Origin of the sequence: Pectobacterium betavasculorum (assembly GCF_000749845.1) — a bacterium.
Classification (GTDB): domain Bacteria; phylum Pseudomonadota; class Gammaproteobacteria; order Enterobacterales; family Enterobacteriaceae; genus Pectobacterium; species Pectobacterium betavasculorum.
In genome coordinates, this window is record NZ_JQHM01000002.1 from 379,631 (window position 1) to 397,557 (window position 17,927).

The window sequence follows — 17,927 nt, forward strand, 5'->3', positions numbered from 1 at the left end:
TATCGAGTTCGGTGACCGTCTGAGCGATCACCTTTAATTCTATGGCAGTTACACAGAATTACGGACAGGCTCCATCTGGTGTTGTATCGGGTGGTTTTCAGGCATTTGCAGGATATCGATTAAATCAATTAGGAAGAGATCTTAATGTAAAACATTTTAAATCATTTGGTCTACTGTTAATGGCTCATGGCGGCAATAATGTCTACGAAGCAGTATCTCCTATTATCAATGATGGAAAGTATTACCCTGGTTTAACCAGAAAAGTATACAGGGGGTTAGCATCTCTATTGGGATATGGTGATAAAGCTGGTGATTTATTCTATAGTGTAGGAGATGTATCACTCTCTGGCTTTGCAGCTTTAAGAATGCCAGTGTTAATAGAAAATCCAACCAGGCTTGCTTCCAGAGGTTTTCTTGATAAACCAAGAACAACAAAATTATTTCGTTATATAGATAAAGACTACAGCCCTAAATTTACTGCCGCCAACAAATTCATGAAAATATATATGGTTGGAAGCTCCATTAAAAAAGTACACGCTGAATTCTCAAACGAAAACTATCTACTAGGAGACAAATAGCAATGTTTCGCCGCATTGCTATTTCTATAATCGTTCCTATTTTAAATATTTTTTTGGTGATTTAAAATATCACGAATCCTGAGGTACATTAATTTAGCTATTGTTATCATTTTTACCTTAAAATAATCTCCCTTTGATTTAAAAACGCATAACAACATAATTCCATAAATAAGTATAAAAAATTTAATACTATTTATTATAATACGATATTCATAATAATCATAAATAGCGAAACATAGTGGCAAAAGGAAAGGTATTAACATCCCTCTCCAAGATAAACGTGATACAAACAAGATGTAATCAGAAAAGGGTTCGATGTCTTTTATTTTTGTCTCTTTGCTGTAAACTTTGCTTTTAGTGCCAACATAGTTATTTTTTAGGCGAAGTAATTCCCTGACCGTCAAGCCTGATTTTAAGATGAGTAATCTTTTATCCATTATGCCTCCCTTATTAATACAAAACATCCCCGAAAAACCGATCTTGCCCCCAAATGACATCAAAATAAAATTAGCTAGTAAAAAAAACAACCAATCTAAATTTAATTAATTTTACAACGGTAATCATGCGTATACTATAATAATTACCCTCAACTTTTAATACGCAAAAAATCGATATCGAATAAATAATAAAAAAAGTTTTGACAAAGGCAATCACATTGCCACTATCATAGTAAGCGTAAATTGAAAAAAATAGGCTCATGAAGACCGGAAGATACATTGCTTCCCAGCATAAACGAGTAACGATAAAAACATAGTCTGCAAAGGACTCGGCTTTCTTCGTTGGAGTGTTAAATTTGAAATCATCACTTTTTACATAGACATAATTATTTTTCAGGCGAAGTAGCTCCCTGACCGTCAGCCCTGATTTTAAGATTAGTGTTCTTTTATCCATCATCCATTCCCTTGGTTGTTTATTCTGCTAACCAACTAAACCATCACCCCTTCGGCTCAATCCCCTGCTTTCTCAACTCCTGACGGGCAAGCTCTTTGAACCAGTTTCCGAGGCTAACACCTTCTTTCGCCACAATTTCATCAAGCTGTTCACGTAGCTCAGGCGAAATCCGTATCTGGAAAGTCGGTGATTTCCCTGCTGCTGTTGATTTTTTAGTATCGCGTTTTATCGTTGACATGTACGTACCTTTTTCAATATGATAAATTCCATAGGTACGTACACTATCACAAAAGCACATATCCATCACGTTTCGCCCCTGAAAAGTATTGGCCTACCAGACAGGGGCTGACCACACCGTTAAGAGGTTAACGATATGGCTATCAACAGGTCTAGTGATTCCCTTAGACTTTGTTAAATAAATCGAACTTTTGCTAAATGACAAAACCTGATCACGCATCATACTGAAAAAAAAGACAATTCTGTGGAAAAGTAGAAGTTCAGAATCACCAACTGGAAGACATACAACAAAGCCCTCATCAATCGAGGCTCCGTCATTTTTGGCTAAACGATGAAGCCATTCAGGCGTGGTACGATTCAGCAACACCCTCATCAAGGGGAGGACCTCAGCGTTATTCTGACCTCACTGTCGCCACCGTCCTGATGGTTAAACGTATTTTCCGACTGACTCTGCGGGCTGCACAGGGCTTTATTGATTCCATTTTTTCTTTGATAAATATCCCACGAATTACACCAGTGTCAGCAAGCAGGCAATGGCGAATATGTATAGGATTTCAGATGTCATCACGTCCTATACACATAACTATACACATTGACCTGTAGATTTAGATAGATGTGGGTTTTCCCTGAACGACTGAGAAATCGTGGAAAGCCTTGTGGTTACTGGATTTTCTGGACTTGGGTGGACGTTGAGAGAAGTGTGATTGGAGCGAGTGAAGGGAATCGAACCCTCGTATGCAGCTTGGGAAGCTGCCGTTCTACCATTGAACTACACTCGCACGGAGAGGCGAGTGGCATTATAGCGCTATGCCGTTGCCGAGCAAGTAAAAAACCCGGCAAAGTGCTGTTGTTTTGACCGATCATGCAGTCGTAGAGAGTGGCAGGAACAGCGTCTGATAGCCATGAGAAATGACGTGCCAGGCAAAGTAGGCAAACAACAGCGCGGAGATCAGGCTACAGTAAAATGAGATACGTTCTTTCAGCAACCGCTGGCCGTATTTTACCAGCGCCGCGAGGAAGAGTGTCCACAGTACGCCGCCAACGAAAAATCCCAGCAGAAACAGGCCGATCATGAAGGCAGAGCCATCGGTAGACTGCGCGATAATGGTGCCGCCGATCGCTGCAAACCACAGTAACGCCGTCGGCGATGCCAGCGCCATGCCGATACCGCTGAGAAACTCGGTGTAACGCGCTGGTGGAGTGGAAGTCGCTACGCTCACTGACTCAGAAAGATCGGCGAAGCGTTTCACCGGATAGTCGCGCCATGCCGCGCGCGCCATACTGATCGTCATCCAGATCAGAATCAATCCGCCGCCAATCCATAGCGCCCAACGTACTGGCGTCAGGTTAAATACCACCGCCAACCCTAGCACTGATAGCGTGGCATAAAACAGATCGCCGAAACAGGAACCCAGCCCGATATAAAACGCCGAACGCGCCCCGTGTCTAAGCCCACGGTTAATAATCGCGGTATTGACCATCCCCAGATCGAGACACAGCGACAGGGATAGCAGCATCCCAGTAAATACAACTAACAGCATGGTATTCCCTTCGAGCGTTAAGCAATAAGGCGAGTGTAGAGCTCAAGGGAAACACTGTATTGTCAAAAATTGATACGGCGAAACTGCCCCGGTGTCATCGCGTTGTAGCGGTTGAAGGCTTTGGTGAAATGCGCCTGATCGGCAAAACCGACATCGCCTGCGACCTGACTAATCGCCGTGCCCTGCCGCAGTAGTTCTCGTGCTTTACACATACGTCGCTGCATCAGCCACGCCAGCGGCGGCAGTCCAACAGACTGATTAAAAGAGCGTACCAGATGCGCAACCGACAAGCTTTCCTGCTGCGCTAGCTGGTCAAGCATGGGGATATCGCTGAGATCGTTCAGCAACCCCTCTTTGATCCGCGTGATCCGCTCAGCCTCTTTGACCTGGCTTTGAGACGGCATTCTGTGCTGTCCCTCCATCAATCCTGCCAGCAGCAGGATAATGCGCTCCTGACGGGTACTGTCGTCCAAATCGGTGGTGACAAGCTGTTTTAGCTCGGACGCCAGCTGCGCAGACGGATTCCAGCCCTGTGAGAATAGAAACGTTTGATGGAAATAATGCTCGAATGCCTGCGAGTGAACGTACAAGGATGCGCACTGCCAGCGATCAAACGCGTTGTCACTACCTTGTAGCTGATTGGGATTGTAGGTCGTCACCATATCGTTGGTGGCAACAAAAGTCTCTCCATCCAGCCAGACCGTTTCCAATCCGCTGAGATTGGCGCTGATGACGAACTCGTCGTGCGCATGCCGTGGAAAACTGCGACCGTTGGTTAACAGCGCCAGTTCAAACCAGGCATCGCGGTACGTCATCATGAGGGTGTCCCAGCAGTGAATGAATGCCTGAAAATAGCATCTTCCCCCGCTGGGCGACAATGACAGAATGACGACAAGAATGCAGAGATAAAACGAGAGATAGTACTATCGAGGTGAGATCGAGATACACGGGGCTACCACGGTGCGAGGTATCCCCGTGTTTCCCCTAAAATTTGACGTAGTCGATAACGTCAAACCGGTGCAATTGCACCGGTTTAGAAGGTTCAGCTAAAACGAGCTTATTTCTGTGGACGCATTGTTGGGAACAGGATGACGTCGCGGATGGTGTGGCTGTTAGTGAACAACATCACCATACGGTCGATACCAATCCCCAGACCCGCTGTCGGCGGCAGACCATGTTCCAGCGCTGTCACGTAGTCTTCATCGTAGAACATCGCTTCGTCATCGCCCGCATCTTTAGCGTTGACCTGCTGAGCAAAACGCTCTGCCTGATCTTCAGCATCATTCAGCTCGGAGAAGCCGTTACCGATTTCACGACCGCCGATGAAGAACTCAAAGCGATCGGTGATTTCCGGATTCTGATCGTTACGACGCGCAAGCGGCGACACTTCAGCCGGATATTCGGTGATGAAGGTTGGTTGAATCAGGCTACTTTCTGCTGTCTCTTCGAAGATCTCGGTAACAATGCGGCCCAAGCCCCAGCTTTTCTCGATCTTGATGCCCAGAGACTGTGCGATCGCAGTCGCTTTCTCCAGGCAGTCCAGATCGGCAACGTTGGTTTCAGGGCGGTATTTACAGATCGCTTCGCGCATCGTCAACTTCTCGAACGGCTTACCGAAGTCGAATGTCTGATCGCCATACACCACTGTGGTCGAGCCCAGCACGTCCAGCGTCAGCGTACGGAACAGGTTTTCCGTCAACACAATCAGGTCTTTATAATCGGCATACGCCATATAAAGTTCCATCATGGTGAATTCAGGATTATGACGTGGAGAAACACCTTCGTTACGGAAGTTACGGTTGATCTCGAACACACGCTCAAAACCACCTACAACCAGACGCTTCAGGTACAGTTCCGGTGCAATACGCAGGTACATGTCGATGTCCAGCGCATTATGATGCGTGATGAATGGGCGAGCAGACGCGCCGCCGGGGATCGCCTGCATCATCGGCGTTTCCACTTCCATGAAGCCGTTATCCACCATGAAGCGGCGAATCGCAGCCATCACGTTAGAACGGATGCGGAAGGTATTGCGGGATTCGTCGTTAGCGATCAGATCCAGATAGCGCTGACGATAGCGGGTTTCCTGATCGGCCAGACCGTGGAATTTATCCGGCAACGGACGCAGCGCTTTGGTCAGCAGACGCAGTTCGGTACAGTGAATGGACAGCTCGCCAGTTTTGGTTTTGAACAACTTGCCGCGCGCCCCCAGGATATCGCCCAGATCCCATTTCTTGAACTGCTCGTTATAGATGCCTTCCGCCAGATCGTCGCGGGAAACATACAGCTGAATACGGCCACCAACGTCCTGTAAGGTCACGAAAGAGGCTTTACCCATGATGCGACGGGTCATCATACGGCCCGCAACGGTCACTTCGATACCCAGCTCTTCCAGCTCTTCGTTCTCTTTGGCATCGAACTCAGCGTGCAGACGATCGGACGTGCTGTCACGGCGGAAATCATTCGGGAATGCGATCCCGTTTTCACGCAGTGTCACCAACTTTTCACGACGCGTTTTTAATTCATTATTCAGATCTTGCGCCTGATCGGCACCCTGTGATTGTGATTCAGCCATGCGAATTCTTATAACCCCGCTTTTAAACTTGCTTCAATAAATTTGTCCAGATCGCCATCAAGTACGGCCTGAGTGTTACGTGTTTCCACTCCGGTGCGTAAATCTTTGATGCGCGAATCATCCAGAACATAGGAACGAATCTGGCTACCCCAGCCGATATCAGATTTGTTGTCTTCCATCGCCTGTTTCTCAGCATTTTTCTTTTGCATCTCAAACTCGTACAGCTTCGCTTTCAGCTGTTTCATCGCCTGATCTTTGTTTTTATGCTGGGAACGGTCATTCTGACACTGCGTGACAATGTTGGTCGGAATGTGAGTAATACGCACCGCGGACTCTGTCCGGTTAACGTGCTGACCACCCGCACCGGATGCGCGGTAAACGTCAATACGCAGGTCGGCTGGATTGATTTCGATATCAATATCGTCATCCACTTCCGGGTAGATAAACGCGGAGCTGAATGAGGTATGGCGGCGGCCGCCGGAATCGAACGGGCTCTTACGCACCAGACGATGTACACCGGTTTCAGTACGCAGCCAGCCAAACGCGTAGTCACCGATGATCTTTATCGTGGCGGATTTCGTACCAGCCACGTCACCGTCTGACTCTTCAATAATTTCGGTTTTAAACCCTTTGGCTTCCGCCCAACGCAGGTACATACGCACCAGCATGCTGGCCCAGTCCTGGGCTTCCGTACCGCCAGAACCCGCCTGAATGTCCAGATAGCAATCCGCGCTGTCGTACTGGCCGGAGAACATGCGACGGAATTCGAGCTGTCCTAATTTATTTTCCAGCGCGTCCAGTTCTAGCGAGGTTTCATTAAAGGTGTCTTCGTCGTCTTCTTCAATCGCGAGCTCAAGCAGGCCGGTCACATCTTCCAGACCCTGAGCAAGTTGATCAATAGTATCTACGATGGCTTCCAGCGAGGAACGTTCTTTTCCCAATGCCTGAGCGCGTTCAGGCTCATTCCAGACATCAGGCTGCTCCAGTTCGGCATTTACTTCTTCGAGGCGTTCTTTCTTGGCATCATAGTCAAAGATACCCCCGAAGAACGGCGCTACGTTCAGACAGATCCTGAATGCGGTTTTTTACCGGATTAATTTCAAACATGATTTTTATATTCTTACGTTAAGTCGTTGACAACGGAATGATGTAACCCGCCATTCTAGCGGATAAAAGGCGCATTTTATAGACTTTCCGCCCGCCCTATTCGGTTCACAAAGTTAACGCGGCCACAGATGTTGAATCAACAATTGCACCGAGCGTTTACCGCGAAACTCGTTAATATCCAGCCGATACACCATTTCTACTTCTTTAATACTCGGATCAGGCCAAACGGCGGTGTCGACATTAAACGCGATGCCATCTAACAGCGGCACCGCTCCTGTTGCACCGACCGGCTCAAACATCGCTTTCAAATGGCGCTCTTTAAGCAGGCGGGGTTGCAGAATACGGAAGCAGCCATCGAACGTCGGTTCAGGGAACGCTTGCCCCCACGGCCCGGCGTAGCGCAGCATTTCTGCCGTTGAGAGCAAATTCAGTTCCGGCAGAGCCAGTTCGCCATCAGACCAAACGACGCCTTCTAGATGAGACGGATCAAGCCACTCACCAACCAGTTCTCCGAAACGCTGGCGGAAATCCTCAAACCGATCTTCATGCAGCGATAACCCTGCTGCCATCGCATGTCCGCCAAACTTGTCCATCATGCCGGGATACAGCGTATCCAGCCGCTCCAGCGCATCTCGTAGGTGCAGACCAGAAATAGAACGCCCTGATCCTTTCAGCATGCCATCACCGGCAGGTGCAAAAGCAATGACCGGACGGTGAAAACGCTCCTTAATGCGCGAGGCCAAAATGCCCACAACGCCCTGATGCCACTCTGGGTGGTACATCGCCAGACCGTAAGGCAACTCGGTTCGGGTACGCTCCAGCGATTCACACAGGCGCAAAGCTTCTACCTGCATTCCTTGTTCGATCTCTCGTCGATCCTGGTTCAACGCATCTAAATCGTTAGCCAACATGCGCGCCTGAGTAATGTCGTTACTCAATAACAGTTCAACCCCAACCGTCATATCATCCAGACGTCCGGCAGCGTTCAGCCGCGGCCCAATGGCAAAACCTAAATCGCTGGCGACCAGTTGGCTGGCATCGCGATTAGCCACTTCCAGTAGTGCTCGAATGCCCGGCCGACACTCTCCGGCACGAATGCGATTCAGCCCTTGCGCCACCAAAATCCGGTTGTTGGCATCTAGCGGTACGACATCCGCCACCGTGCCCAGTGCCACCAGATCCAGTAATTCAGTGAGATTCGGCTTCGCCAGACCCTGTTGCGTAAACCAGTCGCTATCACGCAGGCGCACAAACAGCGCCATCATCAGGTAAAACGCGACGCCCACACCTGCAAGTGCTTTAGAGGGAAACTGACAGTCAGGCAAATTGGGGTTAATCATGGCATCGGCGTCAGGCAAGGTTTCGCCCGGCAGGTGGTGATCGGTCACCAGCACTGTGATACCGCGCCGATGCGCATCTTCGACGCCCGCATGAGAAGATATTCCGTTATCAACGGTAACAATCACCTCAGCCCCGAGCGCGGCAGCTTGCGCCACCACGGCCGGGCTTAGTCCGTAGCCATCTTCAAAACGATTCGGCACCAGATATTTTACGTTCGCGCCGCCCATGCTGCGCAGCGCCAGTACGGCGAGCGCGGTGCTGGTGGCACCATCGGCATCAAAGTCGCCCACAATCACGATGCAGCGCTTCTCGGCTAGCGCCAGTTGCAATAGGTCGATCGCTTTATCAATCCCGCTTAACAAACGGTAATTGAGTAAACCACTCAGGCCACGTTCCAGCTCCTGAGCCCCTTTAACGCCACGCTGCGCATAAAGACGGCGCAACAAAGGCGGAACGGAGTCAGGTAAATCAATGTCCTCCGCCAGCGGACGCCGACGGAGTTGGGTAATCATATTCACGTAGCATTAACCGCCAGTTTTCTTCGAGGCTTTGTGTGCTTCCAGCATTGCCAGCATCTCTTTCGGCCCTTGATATCCCGGTACAACCATGCCGTCTTGCAGCATAATGGCAGGAGTCCCCTGCACGCCAAACTGGATGCCCAGTTGGTAATGCGCGGCGATATCGGTTTTGCACGTTGCTGGCGAGATTGCTTCGCCTTTCATCGCGTTATCAAAGGCTTTATTGCGATCGGCCACGCACCAGATAGACTGCATATCTTTCGCTGCCGGGGATTTCATGCCCTGACGCGGGAAGGCCAGATAGCTCACGGTGATGCCCAGCGCGTTGTAATCTTTCATCTGCTCATGCAGTTTGTGGCAATAGCCGCAGGTGATGTCGGTGAAAACGGTAATCACGTGTTTTTCCTGCGCGGCTTTATAAACAATCATCTGTTCCTGTAGTGCGTCCAGCTTACCGATCAGGATTTTATTGGTGGTGTTGACCGGCATCGTGCCGCTTACGTCGTAAAGCGGGCCTTGCAGCAAATGCTTGCCGTCTTCGCTGATGTACAACACGCCGCTATCGGTAATCACGGTTTTCATACCTGCCATCGGCGAAGGTAGAATTTCAGCGCCCTGCATATCCAGACGCGTCAGCGTCTGCTTGATTGCGGCATCATCGGCGTGGGCAAAATTGGTCGCCGTCGCCACCAGCAAAGAAAGCAGTAATAACCCTTTTTTCATTTCATCAATCCTGTTTTTCGCAACATTGCCTGTAGCGATATAGCTTGTAGCAATACGCCGTGATAGTAGACGGAGTGACCCGTCAGCCAGATAACATCCTGTTACTCTGTCTATTTACTCTATATTATGCACGCGGATGGTGCTGCTGATGAAGCTGCTTCAGCCGCTCCGTCGCCACATGGGTGTAAATCTGCGTCGTGGAAAGATCGCTGTGCCCCAAGAGCATCTGTACGACCCGTAAATCCGCGCCGTGGTTCAATAAATGGGTAGCAAACGCGTGACGTAAAACGTGCGGCGAGAGCTTTTCGCTGTCGATGGACGCCAGCACCGCATAATGCTTGATCCGGTGCCAGAACGTCTGGCGCGTCATTTGCCGTGCGCGATTGCTGGGAAACAGCACATCCAGCGTCTGCCCGTTTAACAACCACGGGCGACCGTGCTCCAGATAATACTCGATCCAATACACCGCTTCTTCACCCAGCGGCACCAGCCGTTCTTTATTACCTTTCCCCAGCACACGTACCACGCCTTGCCTCAGGCTGACATCACTCATCGTCAAACCAACCAGTTCGGAAACGCGTAGCCCCGTCGCATACAATACCTCAAGCATGGCTTTATCGCGTAATTCCAACGGTTGTTCAATGCTTGGGGCGTTGAGTAACGCATCAACCTGCGCTTCGCTCAGATCTTTGGGTAAACGCTGCGGCAGTTTCGGAGATGATAGGACAGCGCTGGGATCGTCGCTACGCAGCTTTTCCCGATAAAGGTACTGAAAGAAGCGACGCATCGCACTGAGCAAGCGCGCCGAGCTCGTCGCCTTATAGCCTCCATCGACCCTATCGGCAAGGAACGCCTGAAGGGCTAGCGACTGCGCCTGAAGCAAATCGTTGTCATGGTGTGCAAGCCACTCCGCAAGCGTTCGCAGATCCAGGCGATAAGACGCCAGCGTATTCTCGGCCAAATTTCTTTCCAGCCACAGCGCATCGAGAAACTGTTCGATAAGTGCCTGATCGTGTTCTTGCATCGCCGTGTCCCTCTTCGCCTATTGGCTATATTATGCCGACGAAGCGACGACTTTACACCTTCATCAAGGCGGTATTCTCACGCAAACAGAATTGTGTGCGATCTCACATATCCCGTGAACATCAACATAGCCATAACATTCTCCGGCAAAAATAAGGCCGTGGCACATTATATTTCATGTATCGCCAATATATCGGAACAGGCTCCTTGAACCCGCATGCTAGCTGGTATTGACCTTACTTAATCAACGTTGAAAAGCCGATTTTTCTATGCGTAGAATGGCTGTTCGTGTTGTTAAAATAAAGAAACATTATGCAAGCCACCATCACCCCCACTATTGATGCCGAAGCGGAAGCACCACCCGTAAATTCACGCAATAAAGTGATTGTTGCGTCACTCATTGGCACCGCAATCGAATTTTTCGATTTTTATATCTACGCTACCGCTGCGGTGCTGATTTTCCCGCACATTTTCTTCCCACAGGGCGATCCGACTGCCGCTACGCTACAGTCGCTGGCAACGTTTGCCATTGCCTTTGTGGCTCGCCCTATTGGTTCGGCGGTCTTCGGTCACTTTGGCGATCGCGTCGGACGTAAAGTCACGCTGGTCGCGTCTCTGTTGACGATGGGAGTTTCGACCGTTCTCATCGGGCTGTTACCGACCTACGAAACCATCGGTATTCTTGCACCGATCCTGTTGGCTATCGCTCGCTTCGGTCAGGGCTTGGGTCTCGGCGGTGAATGGGGTGGCGCAGCGCTGCTGGCGACCGAAAATGCTCCGTCCAATAAACGTGCGCTGTATGGGTCGTTCCCCCAGCTTGGCGCACCGATTGGCTTCTTCTTCGCTAACGGCACCTTCCTGCTGTTGTCCTGGCTGCTGACGGAAGAACAGTTCATGAGCTGGGGCTGGCGCGTACCGTTCGTCGCCTCCGCCGTGCTGGTGCTGGTTGGTCTGTATGTCCGCATATCACTGCATGAAGCTCCGGTCTTTACCAAAGCGGTCAAAGCCGGTAAGCAGGTGCGTATGCCGCTAGGAACGCTGCTTCGCAAGCATATGAAAGTCACGATCCTCGGCACCTTCATCATGCTGGCGACTTACACGTTGTTCTACATCATGACCGTTTACTCCATGACGTACGGCACAACGCCAGTACCTAAGGGGCTGGGTTTCTCGCGTAATAGCTTCTTGCTGATGCTGATGGTCGCAGTAATCGGCTTTGGTCTGATGGTGCCAGTCGCGGGCTATCTGGCGGATGCCTTTGGCCGCCGCAAGACCATGATTACCATTACCTGCCTTATGATCGTTTTCTCCATGCTGTTCCCTTATATGCTCGGTTCAGGTAATCAGGCGCTGGTGATGGGCTTTCTGGTGCTGGGTCTGAGCATCATGGGGCTGACGTTCGGTCCGATGGGGGCTTTGCTGCCGGAGCTGTTCCCAACGGAAGTCCGTTACACCGGCGCGTCATTCTCCTATAACGTTTCGTCGATTCTGGGCGCATCGGTTGCACCGTATATCGCGGCGTGGCTGACGGCTAACTATGGTCTGTTCTATGTCGGTGTTTATCTGGCAGCGATGGCGTCACTGACGCTGATTGCACTACTGCTAACCAAAGAAACGCGTCACCAGTCTCTGGGATAATTTCCCTTCCGTGAGGGCTACGGCCCTCACTGCACCTTTCCTTACGCCTGTTCTCCTTTTAGAATACCGACATCCGGCGGCATCATTCGCCCGTCACACCTCTCTGTGACCTAAAGCGAAAGCGCTCTTCTTGATAGAAATTGTTTATAAAGAACTGAATATGAAAATCGGTCTGTTTTACGGCTCAAGCACCTGCTACACCGAAATGGCAGCGGAAAAAATTCGCGACATGTTGGGCGAAGAACTGGTGGATCTGCACAACGTTAAGGATGTCGACCCTCAACGTATGGAAGACTACAGTACGCTGATTCTCGGCATCCCAACCTGGGATTTCGGTGAGATTCAAGAAGACTGGGAAAACATTTGGGGCCAATTAGCGACGCTGAATCTCAAAGGAAAAGTGGTCGCGCTTTACGGTATGGGTGACCAGCTTGGCTATAGTGAATGGTTCCTTGATGCGCTTGGCATGCTGCATGAACAACTGCTGCCGTTAGGTGTCACATTCATTGGGTACTGGCCAATCGATGGCTACGACTTCATCAGCCCAAAACCGCTAGCTGCTGACGGCAAACATTTTGTCGGACTGGCGTTAGACGAAGTGAATCAATACGATCTCAGCGATGAACGACTAGAGCAGTGGTGCGAACAAATCCTGCAAGAAATGTCGTCACTGCTGTAGTCCCGCGTAGACTTCAGCGGCGGGCATCATCCCCCGCTGAGATACCTTAGCGTTTTTGTAACCAGCGAGCACGCGCGGCAGTATCCATAAAGCTCCACGCCACAAAGCGGCTTTGCTTCTGGCCTTGCGCCATATCTATCGTTCTGACTTTTTCCGCGTCAACCGCTTCCAGTGCACGATAAATCTCCGGCAGGTTCTCTTTACGCGATACGAGCGACGTAAACCACAGGCACTGACGGGCAAAACCGGCGCTCTCTTTGATCATCTGACCAATGAAGGCTAACTCGCCACCTTCACACCACAGCTCGTCCTGCTGACCGCCAAAATTCAGCGGGGAGCGTTTATCCAGCCCCAGATTATGTAGTTTGCGCTGCGATCCCTGACGGGCATCCTCCGCAGACGCATGGAACGGTGGGTTACACATGACGGCATCAAACGTGTCGTTCTTGTGAATAATGCCTGCCAGTATCGCTTTGCTGTTTTTCTGACGACGCAGGCGAATCGATCGGTTCAAGCCAGCGTTCGCCTCAATCGTTTCATTGGCCGCTTTCATCGCCAGCGGATTAATCTCGCTGCCGGTAAAACGCCAGCCGTATTCACGGAACCCAATCAGCGGGTAAATGCAGTTGGCGCCGCAACCGACATCCAGCACGGATGCATCGCGCGGTACCACCGAGCGGTTATCTTCCGCCAATAAATCAGCCAGATGGTGGATGTAGTCGGCGCGACCGGGGATCGGTGGGCACAGAAAACCATCTGGGATCGTCCAGTGCTCTATCTGATAAAAATGCTGCAACAACGCCTGATTCAGCGTTTTCACCGCCTCGGGATTGGCAAAGTCCACTGACTCATCACCGTAGGCATTCACCTTCACAAACGGGATCAGCGCAGGATAGCTCTGTTTGAGCGCGGGAAAATCATAACGGTCGCGATGGCGATTACGAGGATGCAGACCATTTTTTTGCACTGCGGGCTTAGTCATCAGTTATACCCAAAAAATTGTTATACCCAATAGATTGTAAGGCACGGTCAGACGGTGACCGAATAAGCTCAGGTTCAAACAGGGAAAAAGAGAAAGGAAAGCCGACATTCCCTGACGGGAACAGCCGATATCCTATCCTCACGATAGCGGCGTAAGATACCTGCTGCGATTATTTCCGTAAATCACCGTAGTGATGTTTATACGCACTTAGCGCAATATCATGCGCAAAAGCGCGCCGTTATCGCGCCCAGTGTTTCTGCTGCAAAAGAAGCTGACGCAGATGGCGCCACTCATCATCGCCCATACTGTCCGATGCCAGCCACAGTTGTTGCTTGTCTTTCCCATCAGCCGATTGCAATGCCAACAACACGCCATTTTTCAAAAGCCACGGTCGTTTGACAATTTGCCATTCCTGCTGTCGCCAGTTTAGGGTCGTTTCGCTAAGCAAAACGATTTCCCCCTGTCGGGATTTGATATTTCTTTGGCTACGGATAAAACCGAACATCACCATCGTGACCAAACATAGCCATAGCCATGCATAGCCGTCCGGCCACGGTGCCAGCAGAATGAGCAATACGAGTAGGCCATGCACAACCAATGACAGCAGTTGCATGCGCCAGGAAACACGAAGGTCACATTGCCACTGGGCCACGATCTTTATTTCGCGTCTGAATGAGGGAAATCATGCGTTTCAACTCTCCGTCCTTCGGTTCACCGTGGTTCATCAACCAGTTGAATAAATCAGGATCGTCGCTTTGTAACAAGCGTACAAACGTGCGCTTATCGCTGTCATTAAGTGTGTCATAGTCATGCTCAAAAAACGGCATGATCGCGATATCCAATTCGCGCATACCACGGCGGCATGCCCAATGAATGCGTGATTTATTATCGATTTCCATATTTCATGTCCACCTTGTTATCGCTGCTTGCCGCTAGTGTACTCCGATTCCGGTAGCGGGCATCAACTAATAGTAACATTTTGACATAGTTTCCCCCATGTGCGCCGCGCTAAGTGTGCTCATCGGCATCAGGATGTGCTATGCCATAGCGCTGCGTGAATAACCACTTGCAAACCCTGAGCGCTCTTTTACCATTAGGCCATTCGGGTATCGCCCTTAGCGCAGGATTGTACTATATGGTTAACCAACATACGGCTCATCAACTTCCTTTTGCCTCACAGCTCCCATTTGCTTCCGCCCAGTTGGCCGCCACGCTCATCTCACTGGATGACTGGGCACTGGCCACGCTGGTCGGGCCGGATACAGTTAAATATCTTCAGGGACAGGTCACCGCAGATGTCGCGGCACTGCCTGACGATGGGCACGTCCTTTGCGCACACTGCGACGCGAAAGGGAAAATGTGGAGCAACCTGCGTCTGTTCCATCACGGCGAAGGCTTTGCTTTTATTGAGCGTCGCAACCTGCGCGACACCCAGCTTAGCGAACTGAAAAAATACGCCGTTTTCTCGAAAACAACCATCGCGCCAGACGATAATGCCATCCTGCTGGGCGCAGCGGGGACGGGTATCCGCGAGCTGCTGGCCTCTGTATTTAACCAACTTCCAGATGCCGAGCACCCCGTCGTTCAGCACGAAGGTGCCACCTTACTGCATTTCGCCCATCCCGCAGAGCGTTTCCTACTGGTGCTGTCTCCTGAACACAGCGCATCGCTACTTGAACAGCTCGGCGATAAAGTCAGCCTGAATGACAGCCGCCAGTGGCTGGCGCTGGATATTGAAGCAGGCCAACCCATCATTGACAGCGCAAACAGTGCGCAGTTCATCCCCCAAGCGACTAATTTACAGGCGTTAAATGGGATTAGCTTCAGCAAAGGGTGCTATACTGGTCAGGAAATGGTCGCTCGGGCAAAATATCGCGGAGCAAATAAGCGCGCACTCTACTGGCTGGCGGGCAAAGCGAACCGGGTGCCTCAGGCTGGGGACGATCTCGAATTGCAGCTCGGCGAGAACTGGCGTCGTACAGGTACAGTATTGGCAGCCAGCCAATTGCAGAACGGTGACGTGTGGGTACAGGCGGTGCTGAATAACGATCTGAACGCAGAGAACATCCTGCGCGTACGTGACGATGCCGAAAGCCAACTCACGGTTCAGCCTCTGCCGTATGAAATCACGGATTAATTCGACGAGTAAGCCACATCATGAAGATGGCAAATCTCTTCTCAGAACGATAACAGTGATAATGGGATAGAAGAGTAAAGCGTCCGCGACAGGGACAAAAACGTCAGGAACGTTTTTGAACGTCGCTTGCGACGGCCCTGAAAGGCTGAATCTCAGGGATGAGATTCATATCTGCGCGGCTCGAGCGTACAGGGATGTATTCACAGCGTCTTTACGATCTACCCATTATCACTGCACGCCATACGCTATCGGCAAGCACGCGAACTTAAATATAAAGATAAATCGCCAGAAAATGGCAGACGCTGCCGCCTAACACAAACCCATGCCAAATCGCATGATTGTAGGGAATGCGCTTGCTGGCGTAGAAAATAACCCCTAGCGTATACACCACGCCCCCCACGGCCAGCAGCGTCACACTTCCCGCCGACAGCTTCATCACCATCTGATAAATCACCACCAGCGACAGCCAGCCCATGACCAGATAGGTAATCAACGACAGCACTTCAAAACGGTGGGCAAACGCCAGCTTGAAGATCACGCCAAACAGCGCCATGCTCCAGATGACAACCATCAAGCCATGCGCCAGCGGTGAATCCAGCCCGACCAGCAAAAATGGCGTATAGGTTCCGGCGATCAATAGATAAATAGCGCAGTGGTCGAATTTTTTCAGCCACGGTTTGATACGCGGTGAGGGAATCGCGTGGTACAGCGTCGACGCTAAAAACAGCAGGATAATGCTGCCGCCATAGAGGCTGTAGCTGGTAATCGCCACGCTGCCAGCACCATTGTTGACCGCCTGCACCAGCAGTAAAACCAGACCCACAATACCGAAAATCACACCAATTCCATGGCTTATGCTATTCGCAATTTCCTCTGCCAGCGAGTAGTCCGACATCTGTGCATTTTTTGACATCAATAGGTTCCGCAGTATTAACAGGACACATTCAACAACGTCGTACGCTGACGTTATCCGCCTTACCTTTCCCGCTCTTGTACAAAGCGAAGCAGGCGTAGGTGTTTAACCTTTGAGCAGATTAACTGAGAATAGTTTCAGTGTACACGTGTAAGCTAAAATAATTATTCCCGCCTTACTTTTGGCTTCTTCGCCCTCTTAACGTGCGATCATGCATGTCAATCTCGGGCAACATCCCCTAGAATGTCCGACTTCGATATCTTCCTGTTTTTTGAAGGGCTCTGTCGTCCTTATCGGTTATTCGCGTTAACGGTTATCCGATTCAGACGCTCACAGCGCCTTTCTGTATTTGTCAGTGCATGATTTTTACTGCATTGTTTTCACTGCAAGAGGTAAGCTTTTCATGTCATCTTCCCCATCTATTCTGAATTTCGGTTCCATGACCGATGTCTTCGGCTTTCTGATAGAAATCGATAAATTGAAAAGCGTGCAGCGCCGCACCAAGATTATCGGCAGCGAACGTCACGAAGATTCTGCCGAACACAGCTGGCATTTTGCCGTCGCTGCGATGGCGCTGGCGCCTTACGCAGGTGAAGGTGTGGATATTCAGCGCGTGATCCAAATGGCGCTGATTCACGATATCGTCGAAATCGATGCGGGCGATGTGATCGTTTACGATCTTTCCGCGCGTCTTGCGATTCACGATCAGGAAGTCGCTGCCGCTGCCCGCATTTTCGGCCTACTGCCGGAACCACAGCGTCAGCAATTCCACGACCTGTGGGAAGAATATGAAGCGAATGAAACCCCCAGCGCCCAGTTCGCTCTGGTGCTCGATCGCGTTATGCCGATGCTGATGAATCTGTACAACGGCGGCCAAAGCTGGGTAGAAAATGGCATCCGTCTGGAACAGGTTCTCGACCGCGCCGAGTTCATCGCCACGATCAACCCGGAACTGTGGCAATACATGAAGCAGCATCTGGAAAACGCCAAAGCCAAGGGATGGTTGCTATAATTCGGTTTTCCCGATAAACGCCCCGTCGATTT

The 17,927-nt window shown here is 50.5% G+C and carries 19 protein-coding genes, 1 tRNA gene and 1 pseudogene; 6 read left to right on the forward strand and 15 right to left on the reverse strand.

Annotated elements, in window-relative coordinates; all coding sequences use genetic code 11:
* The first annotated feature begins 41 nt into the window (after nt 1-41).
* The gene (locus KP22_RS09190) at nt 42-578 is read left to right on the forward strand and encodes a DUF4225 domain-containing protein (protein ID WP_052012503.1); all 537 of its coding nucleotides are present in this window, start codon (nt 42-44) and stop codon (nt 576-578) included.
* 41 nt (nt 579-619) lie between these two features.
* On the opposite strand, the gene KP22_RS09195 is transcribed toward KP22_RS09190, so the two are convergent.
* The 3 genes from KP22_RS09195 to KP22_RS09205 all read right to left on the reverse strand — a co-directional run bounded on the left by KP22_RS09195 (nt 620) and on the right by KP22_RS09205 (nt 1,707).
* Nucleotides 620-1,015 (reverse strand): hypothetical protein, encoded by a 396-nt coding sequence (locus KP22_RS09195; protein WP_039323871.1) that lies wholly within the window; start codon nt 1,013-1,015, stop codon nt 620-622.
* Between the two features lie 70 nt (nt 1,016-1,085).
* Nucleotides 1,086-1,472: a hypothetical protein gene (locus tag KP22_RS09200; RefSeq protein ID WP_156107272.1), complete on the reverse strand. Its 387-nt coding sequence runs from the start codon at nt 1,470-1,472 to the stop codon at nt 1,086-1,088.
* Between the two features lie 40 nt (nt 1,473-1,512).
* The gene (locus tag KP22_RS09205) at nt 1,513-1,707 is read right to left on the reverse strand and encodes a ribbon-helix-helix protein, CopG family (protein ID WP_039303398.1); all 195 of its coding nucleotides are present in this window, start codon (nt 1,705-1,707) and stop codon (nt 1,513-1,515) included.
* A 264-nt stretch (nt 1,708-1,971) separates the two neighbouring features.
* Here KP22_RS09205 and KP22_RS21660 point away from each other — a divergent pair.
* A pseudogene (locus KP22_RS21660) lies at nt 1,972-2,276 on the forward strand (transposase); the annotation flags it as partial.
* A gap of 135 nt (nt 2,277-2,411) precedes the next feature.
* Here KP22_RS21660 and KP22_RS09210 read toward each other — a convergent pair.
* From KP22_RS09210 to xerD, 8 genes are all read right to left on the reverse strand, one after another.
* Nucleotides 2,412-2,485, reverse strand: a tRNA-Gly gene (locus KP22_RS09210).
* A gap of 81 nt (nt 2,486-2,566) precedes the next feature.
* On the reverse strand, nt 2,567-3,247 hold the full coding sequence (locus KP22_RS09215) for a LysE family translocator (RefSeq protein ID WP_039323875.1): 681 nt from the start codon (nt 3,245-3,247) through the stop codon (nt 2,567-2,569).
* A gap of 62 nt (nt 3,248-3,309) precedes the next feature.
* Entirely contained in the window at nt 3,310-4,065 is a 756-nt protein-coding gene (locus KP22_RS09220) for an AraC family transcriptional regulator (RefSeq protein WP_039323877.1), read from the reverse strand.
* 239 nt (nt 4,066-4,304) lie between these two features.
* Nucleotides 4,305-5,822 carry a lysine--tRNA ligase gene (lysS, locus tag KP22_RS09225; RefSeq protein ID WP_039303389.1) on the reverse strand — a complete coding sequence of 506 codons (1,518 nt, stop codon included), beginning with the start codon at nt 5,820-5,822 and terminating at the stop codon, nt 4,305-4,307.
* Nucleotides 5,823-5,830: 8 nt separating this feature from the next.
* A protein-coding gene (gene prfB, locus KP22_RS09230; RefSeq protein ID WP_156103732.1) for a peptide chain release factor 2 occupies nt 5,831-6,929 on the reverse strand; the annotation gives its coding sequence in 2 pieces (ribosomal slippage) (nt 5,831-6,853 and nt 6,855-6,929; 1,098 coding nt in all).
* A 113-nt stretch (nt 6,930-7,042) separates the two neighbouring features.
* On the reverse strand, nt 7,043-8,788 hold the full coding sequence (gene recJ, locus KP22_RS09235; protein WP_209428698.1) for a single-stranded-DNA-specific exonuclease RecJ: 1,746 nt from the start codon (nt 8,786-8,788) through the stop codon (nt 7,043-7,045).
* Between the two features lie 6 nt (nt 8,789-8,794).
* Nucleotides 8,795-9,511, reverse strand: a complete 717-nt coding sequence (gene dsbC / locus KP22_RS09240; protein ID WP_039323885.1) for a bifunctional protein-disulfide isomerase/oxidoreductase DsbC — start codon at nt 9,509-9,511, stop codon at nt 8,795-8,797.
* A gap of 124 nt (nt 9,512-9,635) precedes the next feature.
* Nucleotides 9,636-10,535 carry a site-specific tyrosine recombinase XerD gene (xerD, locus tag KP22_RS09245; RefSeq protein WP_039303377.1) on the reverse strand — a complete coding sequence of 300 codons (900 nt, stop codon included), beginning with the start codon at nt 10,533-10,535 and terminating at the stop codon, nt 9,636-9,638.
* 311 nt (nt 10,536-10,846) lie between these two features.
* Here xerD and KP22_RS09250 point away from each other — a divergent pair, with 311 nt between their 5' ends.
* Together KP22_RS09250 and fldB are read left to right on the forward strand one after the other, a co-directional pair.
* Nucleotides 10,847-12,172, forward strand: a complete 1,326-nt coding sequence (locus KP22_RS09250; protein WP_039323888.1) for an MFS transporter — start codon at nt 10,847-10,849, stop codon at nt 12,170-12,172.
* A gap of 160 nt (nt 12,173-12,332) precedes the next feature.
* Complete coding sequence (gene fldB, locus KP22_RS09255) at nt 12,333-12,851, forward strand: flavodoxin FldB (RefSeq protein WP_039303371.1); 519 nt, start codon at nt 12,333-12,335, stop codon at nt 12,849-12,851.
* 46 nt (nt 12,852-12,897) lie between these two features.
* Here fldB and rlmF read toward each other — a convergent pair whose 3' ends face one another.
* The 3 genes from rlmF to sdhE form a co-directional block, all read right to left on the reverse strand.
* Entirely contained in the window at nt 12,898-13,833 is a 936-nt protein-coding gene (rlmF, locus tag KP22_RS09260; protein ID WP_039303368.1) for a 23S rRNA (adenine(1618)-N(6))-methyltransferase RlmF, read from the reverse strand.
* 238 nt (nt 13,834-14,071) lie between these two features.
* On the reverse strand, nt 14,072-14,485 hold the full coding sequence (locus tag KP22_RS09265; RefSeq protein ID WP_039303365.1) for a protein YgfX: 414 nt from the start codon (nt 14,483-14,485) through the stop codon (nt 14,072-14,074).
* Nucleotides 14,466-14,732, reverse strand: a complete 267-nt coding sequence (gene sdhE, locus KP22_RS09270; RefSeq protein ID WP_039303362.1) for an FAD assembly factor SdhE — start codon at nt 14,730-14,732, stop codon at nt 14,466-14,468. The genes KP22_RS09265 and sdhE overlap by 20 nt, the downstream gene beginning before the upstream one ends.
* A gap of 236 nt (nt 14,733-14,968) precedes the next feature.
* Between sdhE and ygfZ the strand changes: the two genes are divergently transcribed.
* A complete protein-coding gene (ygfZ, locus tag KP22_RS09275) occupies nt 14,969-15,970 on the forward strand; it encodes a tRNA-modifying protein YgfZ (protein ID WP_039303359.1) in 1,002 nt (333 codons plus the stop codon).
* 265 nt (nt 15,971-16,235) lie between these two features.
* Here ygfZ and trhA read toward each other — a convergent pair whose 3' ends face one another.
* A complete protein-coding gene (gene trhA / locus KP22_RS09280; RefSeq protein WP_039303356.1) occupies nt 16,236-16,883 on the reverse strand; it encodes a PAQR family membrane homeostasis protein TrhA in 648 nt (215 codons plus the stop codon).
* 403 nt (nt 16,884-17,286) lie between these two features.
* On the opposite strand from trhA, the gene KP22_RS09285 reads away from it, so the two are divergent.
* Entirely contained in the window at nt 17,287-17,895 is a 609-nt protein-coding gene (locus KP22_RS09285) for an HD domain-containing protein (RefSeq protein WP_039303355.1), read from the forward strand.
* Nucleotides 17,896-17,927: the final 32 nt, after the last annotated feature.

Coding starts and splice junctions, on each gene's coding strand:
- KP22_RS09190 (WP_052012503.1), top strand. CDS start 42: ATGGCAGTTACACAGAATTACGGACAGGCTCCATCTGGTGTTGTATCG.
- KP22_RS09195 (WP_039323871.1), bottom strand. CDS start 1,015: ATGGATAAAAGATTACTCATCTTAAAATCAGGCTTGACGGTCAGGGAA.
- KP22_RS09200 (WP_156107272.1), bottom strand. CDS start 1,472: ATGATGGATAAAAGAACACTAATCTTAAAATCAGGGCTGACGGTCAGG.
- KP22_RS09205 (WP_039303398.1), bottom strand. CDS start 1,707: ATGTCAACGATAAAACGCGATACTAAAAAATCAACAGCAGCAGGGAAA.
- KP22_RS09215 (WP_039323875.1), bottom strand. CDS start 3,247: ATGCTGTTAGTTGTATTTACTGGGATGCTGCTATCCCTGTCGCTGTGT.
- KP22_RS09220 (WP_039323877.1), bottom strand. CDS start 4,065: ATGATGACGTACCGCGATGCCTGGTTTGAACTGGCGCTGTTAACCAAC.
- lysS (WP_039303389.1), bottom strand. CDS start 5,822: ATGGCTGAATCACAATCACAGGGTGCCGATCAGGCGCAAGATCTGAAT.
- dsbC (WP_039323885.1), bottom strand. CDS start 9,511: ATGAAAAAAGGGTTATTACTGCTTTCTTTGCTGGTGGCGACGGCGACC.
- xerD (WP_039303377.1), bottom strand. CDS start 10,535: ATGCAAGAACACGATCAGGCACTTATCGAACAGTTTCTCGATGCGCTG.
- KP22_RS09250 (WP_039323888.1), top strand. CDS start 10,847: ATGCAAGCCACCATCACCCCCACTATTGATGCCGAAGCGGAAGCACCA.
- fldB (WP_039303371.1), top strand. CDS start 12,333: ATGAAAATCGGTCTGTTTTACGGCTCAAGCACCTGCTACACCGAAATG.
- rlmF (WP_039303368.1), bottom strand. CDS start 13,833: ATGACTAAGCCCGCAGTGCAAAAAAATGGTCTGCATCCTCGTAATCGC.
- sdhE (WP_039303362.1), bottom strand. CDS start 14,732: ATGGAAATCGATAATAAATCACGCATTCATTGGGCATGCCGCCGTGGT.
- ygfZ (WP_039303359.1), top strand. CDS start 14,969: ATGGTTAACCAACATACGGCTCATCAACTTCCTTTTGCCTCACAGCTC.
- trhA (WP_039303356.1), bottom strand. CDS start 16,883: ATGTCAAAAAATGCACAGATGTCGGACTACTCGCTGGCAGAGGAAATT.
- KP22_RS09285 (WP_039303355.1), top strand. CDS start 17,287: ATGTCATCTTCCCCATCTATTCTGAATTTCGGTTCCATGACCGATGTC.